This window comes from Streptococcus fermentans (assembly GCF_040888305.1).
GTDB classification, from domain to species: Bacteria; Bacillota; Bacilli; order Lactobacillales; family Streptococcaceae; genus Streptococcus; species Streptococcus fermentans.
In genome coordinates this window covers 52,942-68,185 of sequence record NZ_JBFNFG010000009.1, presented here as the reverse complement: position 1 = coordinate 68,185, position 15,244 = coordinate 52,942, and the positions used below count along the sequence as shown (strand labels likewise).

At 35.3% G+C, this 15,244-nt stretch carries 19 protein-coding genes; 4 read left to right on the top strand and 15 right to left on the bottom strand.

Annotated features, from left to right (window positions below):
* Positions 1–54: 54 nt before the first annotated feature.
* The 8 genes from AB2B50_RS08410 to AB2B50_RS08375 form a co-directional block, all read right to left on the bottom strand.
* Entirely contained in the window at positions 55–309 is a 255-nt protein-coding gene (locus AB2B50_RS08410; protein ID WP_320693206.1) for a hypothetical protein, read from the bottom strand.
* Between the two features lie 44 nt (positions 310–353).
* Entirely contained in the window at positions 354–1,025 is a 672-nt protein-coding gene (locus AB2B50_RS08405) for a PIN domain-containing protein (RefSeq protein WP_320693205.1), read from the bottom strand.
* A gap of 90 nt (positions 1,026–1,115) precedes the next feature.
* Positions 1,116–2,570 carry a hypothetical protein gene (locus AB2B50_RS08400; RefSeq protein ID WP_320693204.1) on the bottom strand — a complete coding sequence of 485 codons (1,455 nt, stop codon included), beginning with the start codon at positions 2,568–2,570 and terminating at the stop codon, positions 1,116–1,118.
* 91 nt (positions 2,571–2,661) lie between these two features.
* On the bottom strand, positions 2,662–2,934 hold the full coding sequence (locus AB2B50_RS08395) for a hypothetical protein (RefSeq protein ID WP_320693203.1): 273 nt from the start codon (positions 2,932–2,934) through the stop codon (positions 2,662–2,664).
* A 136-nt stretch (positions 2,935–3,070) separates the two neighbouring features.
* Positions 3,071–4,387 carry a hypothetical protein gene (locus AB2B50_RS08390; protein ID WP_320693202.1) on the bottom strand — a complete coding sequence of 439 codons (1,317 nt, stop codon included), beginning with the start codon at positions 4,385–4,387 and terminating at the stop codon, positions 3,071–3,073.
* Between the two features lie 406 nt (positions 4,388–4,793).
* A complete protein-coding gene (locus AB2B50_RS08385; RefSeq protein ID WP_045773649.1) occupies positions 4,794–5,261 on the bottom strand; it encodes a DUF1643 domain-containing protein in 468 nt (155 codons plus the stop codon).
* A 418-nt stretch (positions 5,262–5,679) separates the two neighbouring features.
* A complete protein-coding gene (gene cadX, locus AB2B50_RS08380; RefSeq protein ID WP_000711083.1) occupies positions 5,680–6,018 on the bottom strand; it encodes a Cd(II)/Zn(II)-sensing metalloregulatory transcriptional regulator CadX in 339 nt (112 codons plus the stop codon).
* An 11-nt stretch (positions 6,019–6,029) separates the two neighbouring features.
* A complete protein-coding gene (locus AB2B50_RS08375; protein ID WP_000615745.1) occupies positions 6,030–6,644 on the bottom strand; it encodes a CadD family cadmium resistance transporter in 615 nt (204 codons plus the stop codon).
* A 28-nt stretch (positions 6,645–6,672) separates the two neighbouring features.
* Between AB2B50_RS08375 and AB2B50_RS08370 the strand changes: the two genes are divergently transcribed.
* Positions 6,673–6,801: a FanG protein gene (locus AB2B50_RS08370; protein WP_080979389.1), complete on the top strand. Its 129-nt coding sequence runs from the start codon at positions 6,673–6,675 to the stop codon at positions 6,799–6,801.
* Positions 6,802–6,924: 123 nt separating this feature from the next.
* Here AB2B50_RS08370 and rpmG read toward each other — a convergent pair whose 3' ends face one another.
* From rpmG to AB2B50_RS08350, 4 genes are all read right to left on the bottom strand, one after another.
* A complete protein-coding gene (gene rpmG / locus AB2B50_RS08365; protein ID WP_001265622.1) occupies positions 6,925–7,074 on the bottom strand; it encodes a 50S ribosomal protein L33 in 150 nt (49 codons plus the stop codon).
* A gap of 15 nt (positions 7,075–7,089) precedes the next feature.
* A complete protein-coding gene (gene rpmF / locus AB2B50_RS08360; RefSeq protein WP_000290417.1) occupies positions 7,090–7,272 on the bottom strand; it encodes a 50S ribosomal protein L32 in 183 nt (60 codons plus the stop codon).
* Positions 7,273–7,420: 148 nt separating this feature from the next.
* Positions 7,421–7,621, bottom strand: a complete 201-nt coding sequence (locus tag AB2B50_RS08355) for a type II toxin-antitoxin system antitoxin (protein ID WP_320693201.1) — start codon at positions 7,619–7,621, stop codon at positions 7,421–7,423.
* A 2-nt stretch (positions 7,622–7,623) separates the two neighbouring features.
* The gene (locus tag AB2B50_RS08350) at positions 7,624–8,631 is read right to left on the bottom strand and encodes an SPFH domain-containing protein (RefSeq protein WP_320693200.1); all 1,008 of its coding nucleotides are present in this window, start codon (positions 8,629–8,631) and stop codon (positions 7,624–7,626) included.
* A 184-nt stretch (positions 8,632–8,815) separates the two neighbouring features.
* Between AB2B50_RS08350 and ilvD the strand changes: the two genes are divergently transcribed.
* Complete coding sequence (ilvD, locus tag AB2B50_RS08345) at positions 8,816–10,519, top strand: dihydroxy-acid dehydratase (RefSeq protein ID WP_006149292.1); 1,704 nt, start codon at positions 8,816–8,818, stop codon at positions 10,517–10,519.
* Between the two features lie 57 nt (positions 10,520–10,576).
* Here ilvD and AB2B50_RS08340 read toward each other — a convergent pair whose 3' ends face one another.
* From AB2B50_RS08340 to tgt, 3 genes are all read right to left on the bottom strand, one after another.
* Positions 10,577–10,918 carry a metal-sulfur cluster assembly factor gene (locus tag AB2B50_RS08340; RefSeq protein ID WP_320693199.1) on the bottom strand — a complete coding sequence of 114 codons (342 nt, stop codon included), beginning with the start codon at positions 10,916–10,918 and terminating at the stop codon, positions 10,577–10,579.
* A 263-nt stretch (positions 10,919–11,181) separates the two neighbouring features.
* Positions 11,182–12,999, bottom strand: coding sequence for an acyltransferase family protein (locus tag AB2B50_RS08335; RefSeq protein ID WP_320693198.1), 1,818 nt, complete (start codon positions 12,997–12,999; stop codon positions 11,182–11,184).
* A gap of 132 nt (positions 13,000–13,131) precedes the next feature.
* On the bottom strand, positions 13,132–14,274 hold the full coding sequence (gene tgt / locus AB2B50_RS08330) for a tRNA guanosine(34) transglycosylase Tgt (RefSeq protein ID WP_320693197.1): 1,143 nt from the start codon (positions 14,272–14,274) through the stop codon (positions 13,132–13,134).
* 438 nt (positions 14,275–14,712) lie between these two features.
* Here tgt and AB2B50_RS08325 point away from each other — a divergent pair, with 438 nt between their 5' ends.
* On the top strand, positions 14,713–14,862 hold the full coding sequence (locus tag AB2B50_RS08325; RefSeq protein WP_169446852.1) for a hypothetical protein: 150 nt from the start codon (positions 14,713–14,715) through the stop codon (positions 14,860–14,862).
* Between the two features lie 142 nt (positions 14,863–15,004).
* Positions 15,005–15,184, top strand: coding sequence for a hypothetical protein (locus AB2B50_RS08320; protein WP_023937752.1), 180 nt, complete (start codon positions 15,005–15,007; stop codon positions 15,182–15,184).
* The last annotated feature ends 60 nt before the right edge of the window (positions 15,185–15,244 follow it).

The window sequence follows — 15,244 nt, the reverse complement described above, 5'->3', positions numbered from 1 at the left end:
CCAAAAATTAATATTCCTTTTCTAACACTATTAATTTAAAAATTAAACGACTTACTACAACTCAGATTCATTATTATCTTTAAGCGAATTAACAACAGTATACGCATTAAGTAAACCTATTTTATATCTCTTATTCAGCAATTTAGCTGAATCATAAAAACTACCCTCATTATTTTTAATGGAATTAACTGCTTTTCCACCATTATCAATAATATATTGTGTAAATTTATTTTTAATGATGAATTTCTTCCATGACAAATATATAACTAAAATAAATAAAAGTACAATTAAATAAATTTGAAAATCCATACCATTCCCCTATCAATAAAAAAGTTTTGATGTAATGATCTTTATTAGATAAATCTCAATAATTTGGGAACATATTTGGTAAACACTACACCAATAACAATTCCTGCCGCACTAAATAAAAGTTTTGATTTAAATTCTTCAGAAATCGTTGAAACTATTTGTTCCTCAGTTGAATTCTCTGGTTCTATTCCATTATTTTCATTAACTACGTGATTCCCAAATTCTGTTTCACCTTTATGCAACAATCCATTTCTAGAAATATAACATACAGATATTTTTTCTCCAAAACAAGAATTTAGATTATTCAAACTATACGCATCTACACTTAACTTCTTATCGTTCGTAATCAATAATTGACTAAATTCGGTTTTTCCCTTTGTCAGACGTGATAACAATTCTGAATCTGCAAAAGCCTTCTCAGCGTCCAAATTATTTAAATTCTGATCTTCAAAAATAAATACATCACGAAATTCTTTAAATAAATCAATTACACGTTGTGCTTTAAATTGCTTAGATTCTATTTTTGAACTTAAATGCTTTACGATCTCTAAACAAACCTCCCTAGTAACAATTATCTTCTTATTATGCTTTATAAAACATTGTTGATAGCTATCTAAAAACTTCCTAAGTTCTTGCACATTCATTAGAGATGAAGTATCGATATAGATTACATCATTGCTACAAAGTAACGCATTTACATATTCAATATTAGTCATTAGAGCCCCTCCTCAAATTTATAAACTAAGTATAATTAATAAATAAGAGAAGTTCAACAAAAATCGGGACTTTTTAGTCCCGATTTGTTTTTATTTATAAATTTTATTTAAATCTTGATGCTTAACTTTTAGACTGATTACCTCTTCTATATCATCAATTCCAAGCTCGAAAGCTACAATCAGATCTTCCCTAGATAAAGTAATTTTTTTATTTTCAAATTCAAATACTGCATCCTTCTTTCTACAGACTATATCCATTTCTTCTTCAATACAATCAAATTCTTTTTGTACATCAAAAAAGATATATATCATGTTTGACTCATCACCGAAAATATCATTAAAATTACGAATAAATTCTTTCCTATTCTTTAAATTATCATGCAACTTCTCAAGGCTTTCTTTCATTGTTATAAAGTTTGCTAAATAACTATGTTGAAGTTCAATAGAAAAACTATTCATTTTATTAAAGAATTCTTTAATCTCTTCCAAAGAATGGAATGTTTTAACTACTGATTTATTACTTCTTTTTTTGTGAGAATAATATTGTTTAAATTCATTTATAGACAGATATTCTTTCATAAACATACTATTTTCACAAATTGAAAAAGTGTATACACCATCTTTTATTTCTGAATAGAAATATTCATTTCTCTCTGGAATATTGTAGTTAAATTTCTCGCAATAAACTACGATACCTTCATCTTTTAATTTCGCACATTTTCTAAGTCCCCAATTTCTTGTATCATAAAGGATTTCATAGCATTTCTTTAATTCTCTTAAGTTTGCATCATTTAAACTTGAAGAAAATTTAATGAATAAATTTGTTTGCTCATCTAAAATTTTTGGAAATAAATTATTCCTATTCTTAACATAAATAGCACTTCGATCACTTTTTATGTTCAAATATTGAATTTCACCATTGACTTCAACTTCCATTGTCGTACTAACACCATAGTTATAAGGTTTATAAAACTCACTTAACGATGAGTGATATTCCTCACGATTAGAAAATTTTTCTGACGAAATCCAATTGATACTACTAGAATCACTCCCGTTCAAAATAATCTGTCTCTCTATACTTTTAGTTTTATTAGATAGACGTAGCATAGAAAATTTATTATTATCTAATGTTTTGTTGACCGATTCGACACCCTTGCTTATATAATTATAATCGTGTTCCCTACCAATATTACCTTCTAATGCTTGAATTATGAAATAATCTCTACAGCCTTCAGTAGTATCCAATCCTGGCATATCATCGTAATAAAACAGCGCCTTATTTGTCTCCTCAACTGAACAAAATAGCGCTGCACAAATAGCGATTATACAATCCCTAGGTTGGTTTGGCTTGTGTTTATTTAGTATCTTTCGAAACATTTCATAATCAATACCGACTCGCTCACTTAATTCTCTTGTTTTCACACGAAAATCTCCATTCTCACTTAGTTTTTGCTCTGAAATTAACCTAATATAATCAGCAAAAACCATATCATGTTCTATTCTCTTTACTTTCTGTACATCTGTAAGCTGTTTATTTTTCCACATTTTTATTCCTTTTTTATTTTATAGATTGATTATATCTTACTTTTTCAATAAAAGGAAAGATTATAGGACCGTTTAGGTCCCAATCTGATAATTATTGTTTGCCTGTCAGTGAAAAATAAAAAAAGCATATCAACAAGTTCTGGCTTGTACTTTTTTCTTCAATTGAGAGTAAAGCTAGAAGGCCTTCGAGTAATGAATTTAGTTCTGATTTGTTTAGTGAACGATTTTCTAAAAGAATTTTTGAGATTCCCAAAATATCCTTATTATTGAAAGTTGTTTTGCCAATCAAACGGTAAATATTGTCTAAAGAATCGAATATAATCTCTAAACCTAAATGAGGATTTTCCTCTAGTATTCCTTTCAATCTACTTATATCTCTTTGAATTGATTTGGGATCAACAACAAACTCTTTAGATAATCTTGCTTTTATCAGTTTTTTACCGGCTTGTAACCGAAGAAAAATTGTTAGTAGTCGTTCTTAAGAGTTCGTCTTAGACATTTTATTTACCTATTTTTGTTTCTTTCTTATCAACTTCGATTCGAGGTAATAGGCTAGAAATTTCTTTAAAAGCATCATCTTTCATAGATAAAAATAATCTATAATGAGGAACTGAGATTACATTCCCATCTGTTATCCCTCCTCCCTGTGATCCTGTTTGACAATAAAAGAAACCTTTTTCTAACAAGTTTAGAACTATCTCATTTTCAAAACTTTGATTCTTTCGTTCTAATTCTCGTTTCACTTCATCAAATATGTTTATAAACAATTTTTCCCAAGCCATATCGTATTTACGAAAAATAATAATAGGTTTGGTATTATCATTTAAGCCATTTAGATACCGATATATTCTTCTCAATACTATGTATGCCCCCAAACGAGATAGATCTGAATTCAAAAGAATCTTGTTACCAGTCCTCCCTTTCCCTAGATTTGGAGACTTGCATGCGAATGGATAAATTTCTAAATTACAAATTTTTTTAGCAATCTCTTCAACTTCTTTTTTCTTATACTTTAATTTTTGAAAATCTAATTCTTGATTTGTTTGAATGAGTTGAGAATAATACTTTTTCAAATAATAATAATAATCTTTTAATAAGACTGTTTTATTCGTTCCATTCTCGTTATCAAAATCAAAGTTACAATATTGATTATCCTCATTTTGTTTATAAATACGTTCAATTTCACGTCCTAAAGCACTCTTATCTTTGCTATAAATAATCTTTTCAATCGAATCTATAGTAACATCCTCTAATTGATATCGTTCTTTAACTATTTCTTTTACTGTTCCACTTTCTTCTTCACGTATATCAGCCGAATAAAAATAAAATTCTTTTAGGTTTTCTCCTGTGAATCCGTCATCTACTTCACTATCACTGAGGTCTCCTAAATAACCTTTAGGATTTTCCATACAGTGAAAAATTACAGCATTATCAATATCCCCATGAAAATGAGTTGGGATTTGGTAACGCATATTCGTATATTTCTTTTTATTTTCTTTTATTTCTTTTTTAAACTTATCATCTTTAAATTCGTTCCATCTTTTATCAATATCTTTATCTAAAATATCCAACCAGGAAAAATCTATATTAGAATCAGGTTTATTAATGTTATCTACAAAAACTTCAATTAAATTTTTACCTTTGTCTTTCTGCCAAGGGTTAAATTCTTTTAAAAAATTATCCTTATTTTTTACATCAAATTCTTCTGCACCAGTTCTCTCCACTATTATATCAAAGCAGGTTTTTAAATTTCTTTTTAAGAAATCTATTTCTTCTCTTGTTAATTTTTCTTCAAATTTTATTTTATTATCCAACATAAAATTCTCCTAAATTAATTTTTCATATTGTTTCGTTAAACAATTTTATTTTATCATATTTAATGGACAAATTATGTCTACGTTCTAATAATTTTATTTTTTCAACAAAAAAATAATCCCACTCTCTTCAAAGATTTTGGTGAAAATAAATCCTATCCAATTGATCATTCAATAAATCAATAAGATTTTCTAGTTTACAAATTTTTTCGTCCAAGTCTTCGATATGAAGGTGCTCATCTAATTTTTGATTAATTTCTCAGCTATATGGTATATGAGCATACTTTGAATTCACCTTAAACAAAAAAATGCACAACTTAATTAAAATCTGTGAATCTTAATAATTTATAAATTTAAATAGTTTATGAAGAAACTTTTCGAAAAACAATTATTTTTCGGAAAAACGATATTAGAAATTGAATGGTATTGGATTAATATCTCTAGAGAGTCTAAGGGGATGATGTGGGGTTCCATTCTTATTTTTCTGAAGGCAATAGAGATTTGGTACTAATTCTTTAATAATTTTTTCCCTATCCATGTAAGTACCATTGTTTCCCCAGCAAGCAATTATTAAATCAGACTGTTTTACACATTCTAAAATATAATGATCATTATCTTTTCCTATAGGATCATCAATTAAATATATTTCTTTCGGATAAGTACTTCTAAAAGCAAATAAATTAGCCATAAGTAAAGTCCCATATCCCCAATCTTTTGCAAAATTTATGCATCTAGTAATTGTGGGATCATCAATATTTTCATCTGCTATTGAAGGGTTTAATCCAATAAATAAAACTGTAGGTTTTGTAGAGTCCCAAGTTCGAGACAGTGTGTAACGATAAATTTTGTCTTTAGATATATTAGCTTTCTTTTCCACGATTGTTTCTCCTTTTTTATATTATATACTATTGATTAAAAACATAGCTAAACTAGGTGAGAAAAAGGTAGAGTTTGAATTGAAATACAGTGCAATATATCGCATTTGGCAAAAAGAAAAAACGCTTGAAATCAGCGTTTTTCTTCTTTATTGATTCGTATTGAATGCATACTTCACTTCTATCTACAGTTTCTAAATCTCTAAATGTAATAGAGCCGAAGCAGTGGTAAAACATATTTTCAACAAGCTTGGCAATATCTTAGAAAATAATTTCTTTATAGTCCAAGTCGGTTTGCTTTAAATTATACTTTTTTCTTAAACATTTGCTACGAGTAGGTCTTTCTTGTGAGTAATTTTCATCAAATAATTTCATAGATAAGTCCTATATATAATCATGGTAAAGTAGTAAAAATAGTTGTTATCCTAGTTGATTAAAAAAGTCTTTGATTTCCTCATCTTTTATAAAATAATATATAATTTTCCCCTCTCTTCTAGTGTCCAAGATGTTTTGATTGGCTAGTTTACGAAGATGGTGGGAGGCAGATGCCATACTGAGATTTAGTAAACAGGCTATATCGCAGACACAGAGTTCTTCAACAGCAAGGAGATAAAAGATGATATTTATCTGTTTATTATCGGTAAATTTTGATAAAATGCGAAGTGATTTTTGGACTTTTTCCTTTTCAAGGTAGTTCGTTGCGGTTGTAACATTTTGTTGATTTATAATATTCACTTGGCATATACTATCTTTTTTCATAATTTTTTCTCCTAGCCGAACACAGTCCTTAGCATGTCAAAGCTGTTGTTTTCAATCAGAATATACATCCCCAATCCTAAATAAACGACGGCAATAAACCATCTGCTATATTTTTCCAAAGTTTCTCCAACAGAAGGGACTTGTGCTAATTTTTGTGCAGAAAAAACCAAGAGATAAATCATGACTAGAAAGGTAAGTAAAGCCACTATCAAATTCGCTAAATTTAAGGTAATAAAATATGGGACAAAAACACCAATATTGTCAGCACCACAACTTGCAAAAGTAATCATAGCGACTAGAAAAATCAGGTTTTTATTATCTTTGCGCAAACCATCTTTTGCAATAGCTTCTCCATCAGAATCTCCTAAAAGCAAAACTTTGAGTCCTAGGAAAATTGGAATCAAACCGAGCAAACCTAAAATCTCTTTACTAGGAATATAATTTAAGACAAATGCAAAAAGTAAACTTAGCAATATTAGACTAACAGAGCCTAGAAATTGTCCTAAATAGATGTTAATGATGTCTTTTCTGCTTTTTCTTTTGGCAAAAAATAACATTAGGATAATAAGTAAGTCTACGGCTGTCCCAGAATACAGGATTATTGAAGTAACAACATTTTGAATCATAAAACACCTCATTCAAATATATTTTTGAATGTATTTTAACATTAAACTTTGTAGATGTCAACTTCAGCTCCATCAAAATATAGATAAGAAGGTAGTGTACCAAACATTAAAAAGCTCTGCCATCGAAATGATAGCAGGGCTTAATTTCAATATCTAAATGATATATTTATCTAAAAAAGGTAGAGATTGAACTGAAATATAGTGAAATGTATTGAAATTGGAAAAAAGAAAAAACGCTTAAAATCAGCGTTTTTCTTATGTATTGATTCGTATTGAATGCTTACTTCACTTCTGTAAACACAACGTGTTTGCGAAGTTTTGGTGAGTATTTCTTCAATTGAAGACGGTCTGGAGTGTTACGTTTGTTTTTAGAAGTAAGGTACAAGCGTTCACCAGATTCTTTGTGTTCAAGTGTAATATTTACGCGCATGGTATCTCCCTTCTATTATTCAGCTGATGCAGCTTTAGCGATCTTACGTCCTTTGTAGTATCCTTTAAGTGATACACGGTGAGAACGTGAGTAATCTCCAGTAGTTTCGTCAAAGTTTACAGATGGAGCTGTTACTTTGTAGTGTGTACGACGTTTGTTTTTCTTCGCTTTTGAAGTGCGACGTGCAGGTACTGCCATTTTGATTTCTCCTTTTAAGATATAAATTCAGTTAGGTTTGATTTTCATCAACTTTAATAGTATATCAAAACTTTTTTGTAAAGTAAAGTTACTTGACAAAAAAAGATTAAAAAATTTTCCTATCCAATCTTATGGATAGGAAAATAGACTAAATATCAATCTCGAATGGTTCATCAATGGTTTCTGAGATGTATTTCCCGTCTTTTTTTCGTTGTTTGACGCATTCGGTGAGAAGATATTCAATTTGCCCGTTAACTGATCGGAAGTCATCTTCTGCCCATGATGCGAGTGCAGCATATAACTTATTCGAGAGTCGAAGGGGGATTTGCTTTTTTTTAGCTTCTGCCATTTCTAATAAAGGCTTCCTGTATTGACAATTGGTTGTGCATCATGATTGCCACAGAGAACGACTAGGAGATTTGAAACCATGGCAGCTTTACGCTCTTCATCTAGTTCAACCAACTCTCCTTCATTGAGACGTTCTAGTGCCATTTCAACCATTCCTACAGCGCCATCAACAATCATCTTACGTGCATCGATAATGGCTGATGCTTGTTGACGTTGAAGCATGACAGCTGCAATTTCCGGTGCATAAGCTAGGTAAGTAATACGTGCCTCAAGAATTTCCAAGCCAGCATCCTCTACGCGACTTTGGATTTCTTCACGAATGCGACTAGCTACAATCTCACTAGAACCGCGGAGGCTGCCTTCATCGGCTTGCCCATCACCTGTAGTATCCACATTCGGAGACACATCGTAAGGATAGATGCGGACAATATTACGAAGGGCACTATCACACTGCAATGACAGATATTCTTTATAGTTATCAACGTTGAAGACTGCTTTTGCCGTATCGACCACACGCCAAGTAACGGCAATTCCGATTTCAACAGGGTTCCCTAAGCAATCGTTAATTTTTTGGCGAGAATTACTCAAGGTCATAACTTTGAGAGAAATCTGTTTCTTGCCAATTTCAAGATTTACATCATTGCCATTTGATGATTTCATCCCTGAAAAAGGGGATTTCGTGCTAACGTCACCACTTTGACCAAGTCGAGTGTGATTTGCAGGGTTGACCGCTATACTGAAGGGATTGACAAAGTAAAAACCAGGTTCTTTTATGGTCCCAGTATAGTTACCAAAGAGGGTCAAAACCAGTGCTTCCTGAGGTTTGACTACTTTTAAACCAGCATGAGCTAGAGCTGAAATTAAGATTAATAAAAGCCCGATAATAATTCCAAAAATGTTTTCTGAACCAGCACCCATGATAAATATAAAGAAACCAAGTACGAGTGCCAACTCAATGAGAATCAATGCTACTACACCATTTGGTTTTGAATTGATTAGTTTTTCAGTCATCAGAATGACCTCCTGTATTTGATATCTAAATGATATCACTTTAATTTATAAAGTCAAGAAATAAATGCAATCTTTTTTAAGAAGATTTCAATGGTTTGAATTGTCTGAAAATTCAAGAATTTTCTTCTGTTCATTGTTTTTAAAATGTGCTATAATGGTAAGAACTGAAATGGGAGGGAACTTAATGACAGAATTAGATAAACGTCACCGCAGTAGCATTTATGACAGCATGGTTAAATCACCAAACCGTGCCATGCTTCGTGCGACTGGTATGACAGATAAGGACTTTGAAACACCGATTGTGGGAGTCATTTCGACTTGGGCGGAAAATACACCATGTAACATCCACTTGCATGATTTTGGTAAATTAGCCAAAGAAGGTGTCAAATCTGCTGGTGCTTGGCCGGTTCAATTTGGAACCATTACGGTAGCAGACGGGATTGCCATGGGAACGCCTGGTATGCGCTTCTCTCTAACGTCACGTGATATCATTGCGGACTCAATCGAAGCTGCTATGGGCGGTCACAACGTGGATGCCTTTGTGGCTATCGGTGGTTGTGACAAGAACATGCCTGGTTCTATGATTGCCATTGCCAATATGGATATCCCAGCTATTTTCGCTTACGGTGGTACTATCGCCCCTGGAAAACTGGATGGCAAAGACATTGACTTGGTTTCTGTATTTGAAGGAATCGGTAAATGGAACCACGGTGATATGACAGCTGAGGACGTGAAACGTCTGGAATGTAATGCCTGCCCTGGGCCTGGTGGTTGTGGTGGTATGTATACTGCCAATACTATGGCTACTGCTATCGAAGTTTTGGGGATGAGTTTGCCAGGTTCTTCTTCTCACCCAGCAGAATCTGCTGATAAGAAAGAAGACATAGAAGCAGCTGGACGTGCTGTGGTTAAAATGCTTGAACTCGGTATCAAACCGTCTGATATCTTGACTCGTGAAGCCTTTGAAGATGCCATTACAGTGACCATGGCTCTAGGTGGTTCTACTAACGCCACTCTTCACTTACTCGCCATTGCCCACGCAGCTAACGTTGACTTGTCACTTGAGGACTTCAATACCATCCAAGAACGTGTGCCTCACTTGGCCGATTTGAAACCTTCTGGTCAGTATGTCTTCCAAGACCTTTACGAGGTTGGTGGTGTGCCTGCAGTTATGAAGTACTTGTTGGCAAATGGATTCCTTCACGGAGACCGTATCACATGTACTGGTAAAACTGTCGCTGAAAACTTAGCTGACTTTGCAGATCTTACACCAGGTCAAAAAGTTATCATGCCACTTGAAAATCCTAAACGTGCGGACGGTCCGCTTATCATCTTGAACGGGAATCTTGCTCCTGACGGTGCAGTTGCCAAGGTGTCAGGTGTTAAGGTTCGTCGTCACGTTGGTCCAGCCAAGGTCTTTGACTCAGAAGAAGATGCTATCCAAGCTGTCTTGTCAGATGAAATCGTTGATGGCGATGTTGTCGTTGTTCGTTTCGTTGGACCTAAGGGTGGTCCTGGTATGCCTGAGATGCTATCACTTTCATCAATGATCGTTGGTAAAGGTCAAGGAGACAAGGTTGCCCTCTTGACAGACGGACGCTTCTCTGGTGGTACTTATGGATTGGTTGTTGGACATATCGCCCCTGAAGCTCAGGATGGTGGACCAATTGCCTATCTCCGTACAGGCGATATCGTCACTGTCGACCAAGATACAAAAGAAATTTCCATGGCCGTTTCCGATGAAGAACTTGAAAAACGCAAGGCAGAAACAACCTTGCCACCACTCTATAGCCGTGGTGTCCTTGGTAAATATGCCCATACCGTATCTTCTGCATCACGTGGTGCCGTTACAGATTTCTGGAATATGGAACAATCTGGTAAAAAATAAACAAATCAAAAGCAAGCCATTTTTGACTTGCTTTTTTGTGTGTTTCAAAATAGATAACTATCGCGGTGGTAGTCCAAGTGCTATACGTCCATAGCGACTGATGCGTGTAATCTTCCAGGCAGGTGACCAGGTAACTTCAACCCTAACATCCTTAATTCCTTCAATCTGTTTCAGACCTGCTACAATTTCAATAGGTAAACTTTCTGCACAGTCACAGGCTGTATCGGTGAAGGTCATGACAATTGTACAAAGACCAGTCTCGTCTAAATGAATCTCGTAAATCAAGCCAAGATTATAGACATCTAATTCCACATCTGTATCGTAAACTTTTTCTAGCTTGTCAATGATTTGATTTCCTAATGCTAAAGCACGGTCATTAATCTTGATGTCTTCTCTCATTGAATTCCCTCCATTTTCTGACTGCACCTATTTTCTCATAATTCTGACAATTTGGCAAGTTTTTCCCAATCAAGACGTGATCCCCCATAAAAACGAAAGCCTAGAGATCGCCATCGTTGGGCCAAACTATCCAAAGATCTAACAAGCTAGAGTAAGATGATATTGCCATAGGTTAGAGAGAGAAGCTTAGAGAACGAATTATTTTCTAAGAAGTACTTTCTAAAAAGAAAAAGTAGAGAACGGTCATCTCTACTTTTTAAATATTATTTTGACTTCACAGGCTTATCTGCTAAGGCCTTGATAGCTGATGCTATCGTTTCTGCATAGAGCTTAGCACCCTCTTCTAATTTGGTATTATCACTTCCAAAGTGAACTTGGTCCGTTCCTTTCCAGATGTCTGGATGATCTTTAGACACCTGATTCCAGTCTGCAACCTCAATGTAAGGATACTTTTGAGCTACTTCACGCACATAGCTAGCATACTGTTCTACATAAGGCTGAGTTGCTTGAGTTGTATCACCCTCATAAGGTGTCACAAGTACAAGCTGATGTCCCTTAGGTAGATTTGTTATCAAAGAATCGATATCAGCCTTATAATCCTCAGGGTTATTCACTCCAGTAGCAATAACAACTATTTTAGGGAGGACTTTATTCTGACTGTGGTTGAGCATAATAGCATTGGCTTGCTTAGTATTTCTGCTTACTTGACCATCTGTCTGAGCGTCTGGTAGAACCTCTTTAAGTCCAGGTGTTGCGCGCAAGGTTACAGAATCTCCGATAATGGATACACCTTCAGCAATATTGTAGCGACTGGCTTCTGCTTGATCCGCCATGGTTTTTGTACGGGTAATATTGTTTTGAGCTTGATTGAGGCCATTTACCATCAAATCCGTTTCAAAAGCACCGACTTGGGGAGCTATGAGCATCACAATCAGTGTCAGCAAGCTAAGAAATCCGACGCTACCCGCAAAGATTGGTTGAATATGTGGAATTTCTCTTACCCTTTGCAATAAGCTAGTGTTCTTCCCGGCAATGAAAGGTTCAATCACATAGAAAGAAAGGCTTGCAAAGAGATAAGAAAAGATAGTGGTGAGAATCACTGCTGGTAGATTGCTCATCAACTGAGAGAAAATGATATAAAACGGCCAGTGGAAAAGATAAACGGCATAGCTGGTGTCAGCTAAGAAGCTAATTACCTTTGGCTCTTCAATCGTCGGAGTTTTCTCATGCAAAAGTCGTGCTGCAACGATCATCATAAGAGCAGCTAAACTTGCCAACAAGAAGCCAAGCAAGTAGGCAAAGAGATAATTGAATTTCACGAAGAAGGTCAATAAGAGTAAAACTCCGAGACCAGCTGAAAAGACTAATAAGGTCTGTTTCAAGTCCAGGGTTTGATTCAAACGTTTGAGAAGAGGTGTCGTATGACGGACCCCTATCAAGGTAGCTAGGACACTACCTAGGAAGAATGGATAAACATGAGTTAGACTTGAAAAGTAAAGCGTTGAGTAGGAAGAAACGATAAAGCTACCAATAAACATTGAAAGGAAGCTAACAACAAAGGTAGTTGAAGATAGTAGAAAAACCATTCCCCGTAGTTGCCCACCTGTTTTGGCTTGCTTAGACATGAGCCAAACTGCCAAGCCCCACAAGATATAGTAATGAACTTCAACTGCTAAACTCCAGTTATGAACAAAGAGATGAGGAATGAACTGAGATTCATAACTTCCCCCTGTTAACATTTCATAGAAGTTGGTCATAAAACCAAGGACACCAGCAATCTGACCACCAATCCCTGCTATATAATCCTGCCGAACCAAGAAAGTAAAGGGCATAACGACCAGGATCATCAAGACGACCGGTGGAAAAATCCGATAGAAACGTCTCCTGAAAAATCCTAGGATATCAATCTTCCCTTTTTGGCCAAATTCTTCTAACAAAAGTGACGTAATTAGGAAACCTGAGAAAGTGAAGAAGACATCAACCCCGAAGAAACCTCCTGGAAAAACCGTCTGAAAGAAATGGTACAAGAGTACCAAGAGTAAGCCTGTAATCCTGATCAAGGAAAACCATTTAATACGCATACGAGTTTATTCTCCGTTCATTAGAGTAGTAAAAAAACCATCTAATGTTCATTCCATATTACCTTTATTTTATCAAAAAAAGAAGAAAAATCCTAAGAGAAAACTTAGGATTTGAGCTTTAGATTGATAATCTTAGAAATTACGACCTGATTTATTGTAGCCATATTTTTCAACAAAATGCTCACGGAATTCCAAGAGATTGTCATCCATAATAGCCTGGCGAACCTGCTTCATAAGATTGAGCAAGAAGTAGAGGTTATGGTAACTGGTCAAGCGAATACCAAAGGTTTCGTCAGCCTTGAGCAAGTGACGAAGGTAGGCACGGGTGTAGTTCTTACATGTGTAGCAATCGCATTCAGGATCAAGTGGTGTAAAGTCCTCCGCAAACTGGGCATTCTTGACAACCAAACGTCCTTGGCTAGTCATACAAGTACCGTTACGAGCGATACGAGTCGGCAAGACACAGTCAAACATATCGACCCCACGAATAACCCCATCAATCAAGCTATCTGGCGCTCCCACTCCCATCAAGTAGCGAGGTTTGTTTTCAGGAAGGAGTTGAGTGGTGAAGTCCAAAACTGCATTCATCTCTTCGTGAGTTTCTCCAACTGCCAACCCTCCGATAGAGTATCCTGGAAAATCCATGCTGACAAGGTCATGAGCTGACTGACGACGAAGATCTTCAAAGCCTGCACCTTGTACAATCCCAAACAAACCTTGATCATGGGGACGACGATGAGCTTTTAATCCACGCTCTGCCCAACGGCTAGTACGTTCGATTGACTTTTTCACATAATCATAGGGTTGGTAGAACTGAGGACATTCATCAAAAGACATCATGATGTCTGAGCCTAGATTATTCTGGATAGAAATAGCCTTTTCAGGTGATAGAAACATCTTAGAACCGTTGAGGTGGTTCTTAAACGTTACCCCTTCTTCTGTGATGTTACGACTATCCGCTAGAGAGTATACTTGGAAACCGCCACTATCTGTCAAGATAGGCTGATCCCAGTTCATGAACTTATGAAGCCCACCTGCTCGAGCAATCAACTCATCTCCAGGACGCAACCACAAGTGATAGGTATTAGAGAGGATAATCCCTGACCCCATCTCTTTCAACTCTTCTGGTGATTGGGTTTTGACCGTTGCTTGAGTCCCAACTGGCATAAACATAGGAGTTGGGAAGGTTCCGTGTGGCGTGATAATCTCACCCAGACGAGCTCCCGTGTGTTTTTCTTTCTTAATTAATCGATATTTGATTGGTGATTCTGACATTTTTTACCTCCGAAGCTGGGAAAGACAGTCCCAGTTCTTACTTTGTGCCCAAGGGCATACTGTATGATTCTATCAAAAAAAACAGGAACTGTCACTAACTATGGTATAAGTGACAAATGTTTACCAATGCTTTCTGTTGCTTATCAATATTTTAGTTTTTGCTTATTTTTATTTAAAATCATTTCCATTAATTTTCGTCATTTTTTTAAATCGTATTCATCTTCGTATTCATTTTCATACTCACCTTTGCCCGTATAGTTGAGAAGGCTGCAATTTAGTTCTAATAGTTTACATTGGAGGGTGTCCCCTCCAACTCCCCGACCTCTGGACAAGGTCTATTTTTTTTTGAAAAAATTTAAAAAAACTTCATCAAAACGCTTGACTTTCTCGGTATACCGTGATATAATATAATCAAGATAAGGAAAGGAGGTGAGGAAGTTGAACAAAGAAGATTGGCTTAGGTTACTTGAAAAGGCAATAGATAATATTCCTGAAACAGTAACTGCTATCGCAAGTCTAGTAACCGCAATAACGGTCGCAAGGCAAAACAAAAAGCGTAAACCCAACTCCCGCAAAAGAAAAAGGTAAACGCTAAGAGGTGGGGGCGAAAGCCCCTCACACCTCTATTTTATCAAATGAAAAGAGGAAAAGCAATGGTTAGTGCAATAGCTATTTTTATAATTGCAATCAATGTATATATTTATCTAAAAAATAAAAAGGACAAATAAGTATGAGGAAAGTTATTCAAGAATTATTAGACAGTTCGATGTCTACATCTGCTATTTCGCAAGGCGCTGGAGTTCCGTGGACTACTGTTTCTGATCTCAGAAAAGGAAAAACAAGCATGGACAAAATGGCACTTCTCACAGCGGAAAAACTTTATGAATTTGCTACAACTGATAAGCAGTGATTTTGGTCACTGCTTTTATTATTGCAAACAAAAAACCGCAAGCGTGAGCCTGCGGTCTAG

Coding starts and splice junctions, on each gene's coding strand:
- AB2B50_RS08410 (WP_320693206.1), bottom strand. CDS start 309: ATGGATTTTCAAATTTATTTAATTGTACTTTTATTTATTTTAGTTATA.
- AB2B50_RS08405 (WP_320693205.1), bottom strand. CDS start 1,025: ATGACTAATATTGAATATGTAAATGCGTTACTTTGTAGCAATGATGTA.
- AB2B50_RS08400 (WP_320693204.1), bottom strand. CDS start 2,570: ATGTGGAAAAATAAACAGCTTACAGATGTACAGAAAGTAAAGAGAATA.
- AB2B50_RS08390 (WP_320693202.1), bottom strand. CDS start 4,387: ATGTTGGATAATAAAATAAAATTTGAAGAAAAATTAACAAGAGAAGAA.
- cadX (WP_000711083.1), bottom strand. CDS start 6,018: ATGAAAAAAGATAGTATATGCCAAGTGAATATTATAAATCAACAAAAT.
- AB2B50_RS08375 (WP_000615745.1), bottom strand. CDS start 6,644: ATGATTCAAAATGTTGTTACTTCAATAATCCTGTATTCTGGGACAGCC.
- AB2B50_RS08370 (WP_080979389.1), top strand. CDS start 6,673: ATGTATTTTAACATTAAACTTTGTAGATGTCAACTTCAGCTCCATCAA.
- rpmG (WP_001265622.1), bottom strand. CDS start 7,074: ATGCGCGTAAATATTACACTTGAACACAAAGAATCTGGTGAACGCTTG.
- rpmF (WP_000290417.1), bottom strand. CDS start 7,272: ATGGCAGTACCTGCACGTCGCACTTCAAAAGCGAAGAAAAACAAACGT.
- AB2B50_RS08355 (WP_320693201.1), bottom strand. CDS start 7,621: ATGGCAGAAGCTAAAAAAAAGCAAATCCCCCTTCGACTCTCGAATAAG.
- AB2B50_RS08350 (WP_320693200.1), bottom strand. CDS start 8,631: ATGACTGAAAAACTAATCAATTCAAAACCAAATGGTGTAGTAGCATTG.
- ilvD (WP_006149292.1), top strand. CDS start 8,816: ATGACAGAATTAGATAAACGTCACCGCAGTAGCATTTATGACAGCATG.
- AB2B50_RS08340 (WP_320693199.1), bottom strand. CDS start 10,918: ATGAGAGAAGACATCAAGATTAATGACCGTGCTTTAGCATTAGGAAAT.
- AB2B50_RS08335 (WP_320693198.1), bottom strand. CDS start 12,999: ATGCGTATTAAATGGTTTTCCTTGATCAGGATTACAGGCTTACTCTTG.
- tgt (WP_320693197.1), bottom strand. CDS start 14,274: ATGTCAGAATCACCAATCAAATATCGATTAATTAAGAAAGAAAAACAC.
- AB2B50_RS08320 (WP_023937752.1), top strand. CDS start 15,005: ATGAGGAAAGTTATTCAAGAATTATTAGACAGTTCGATGTCTACATCT.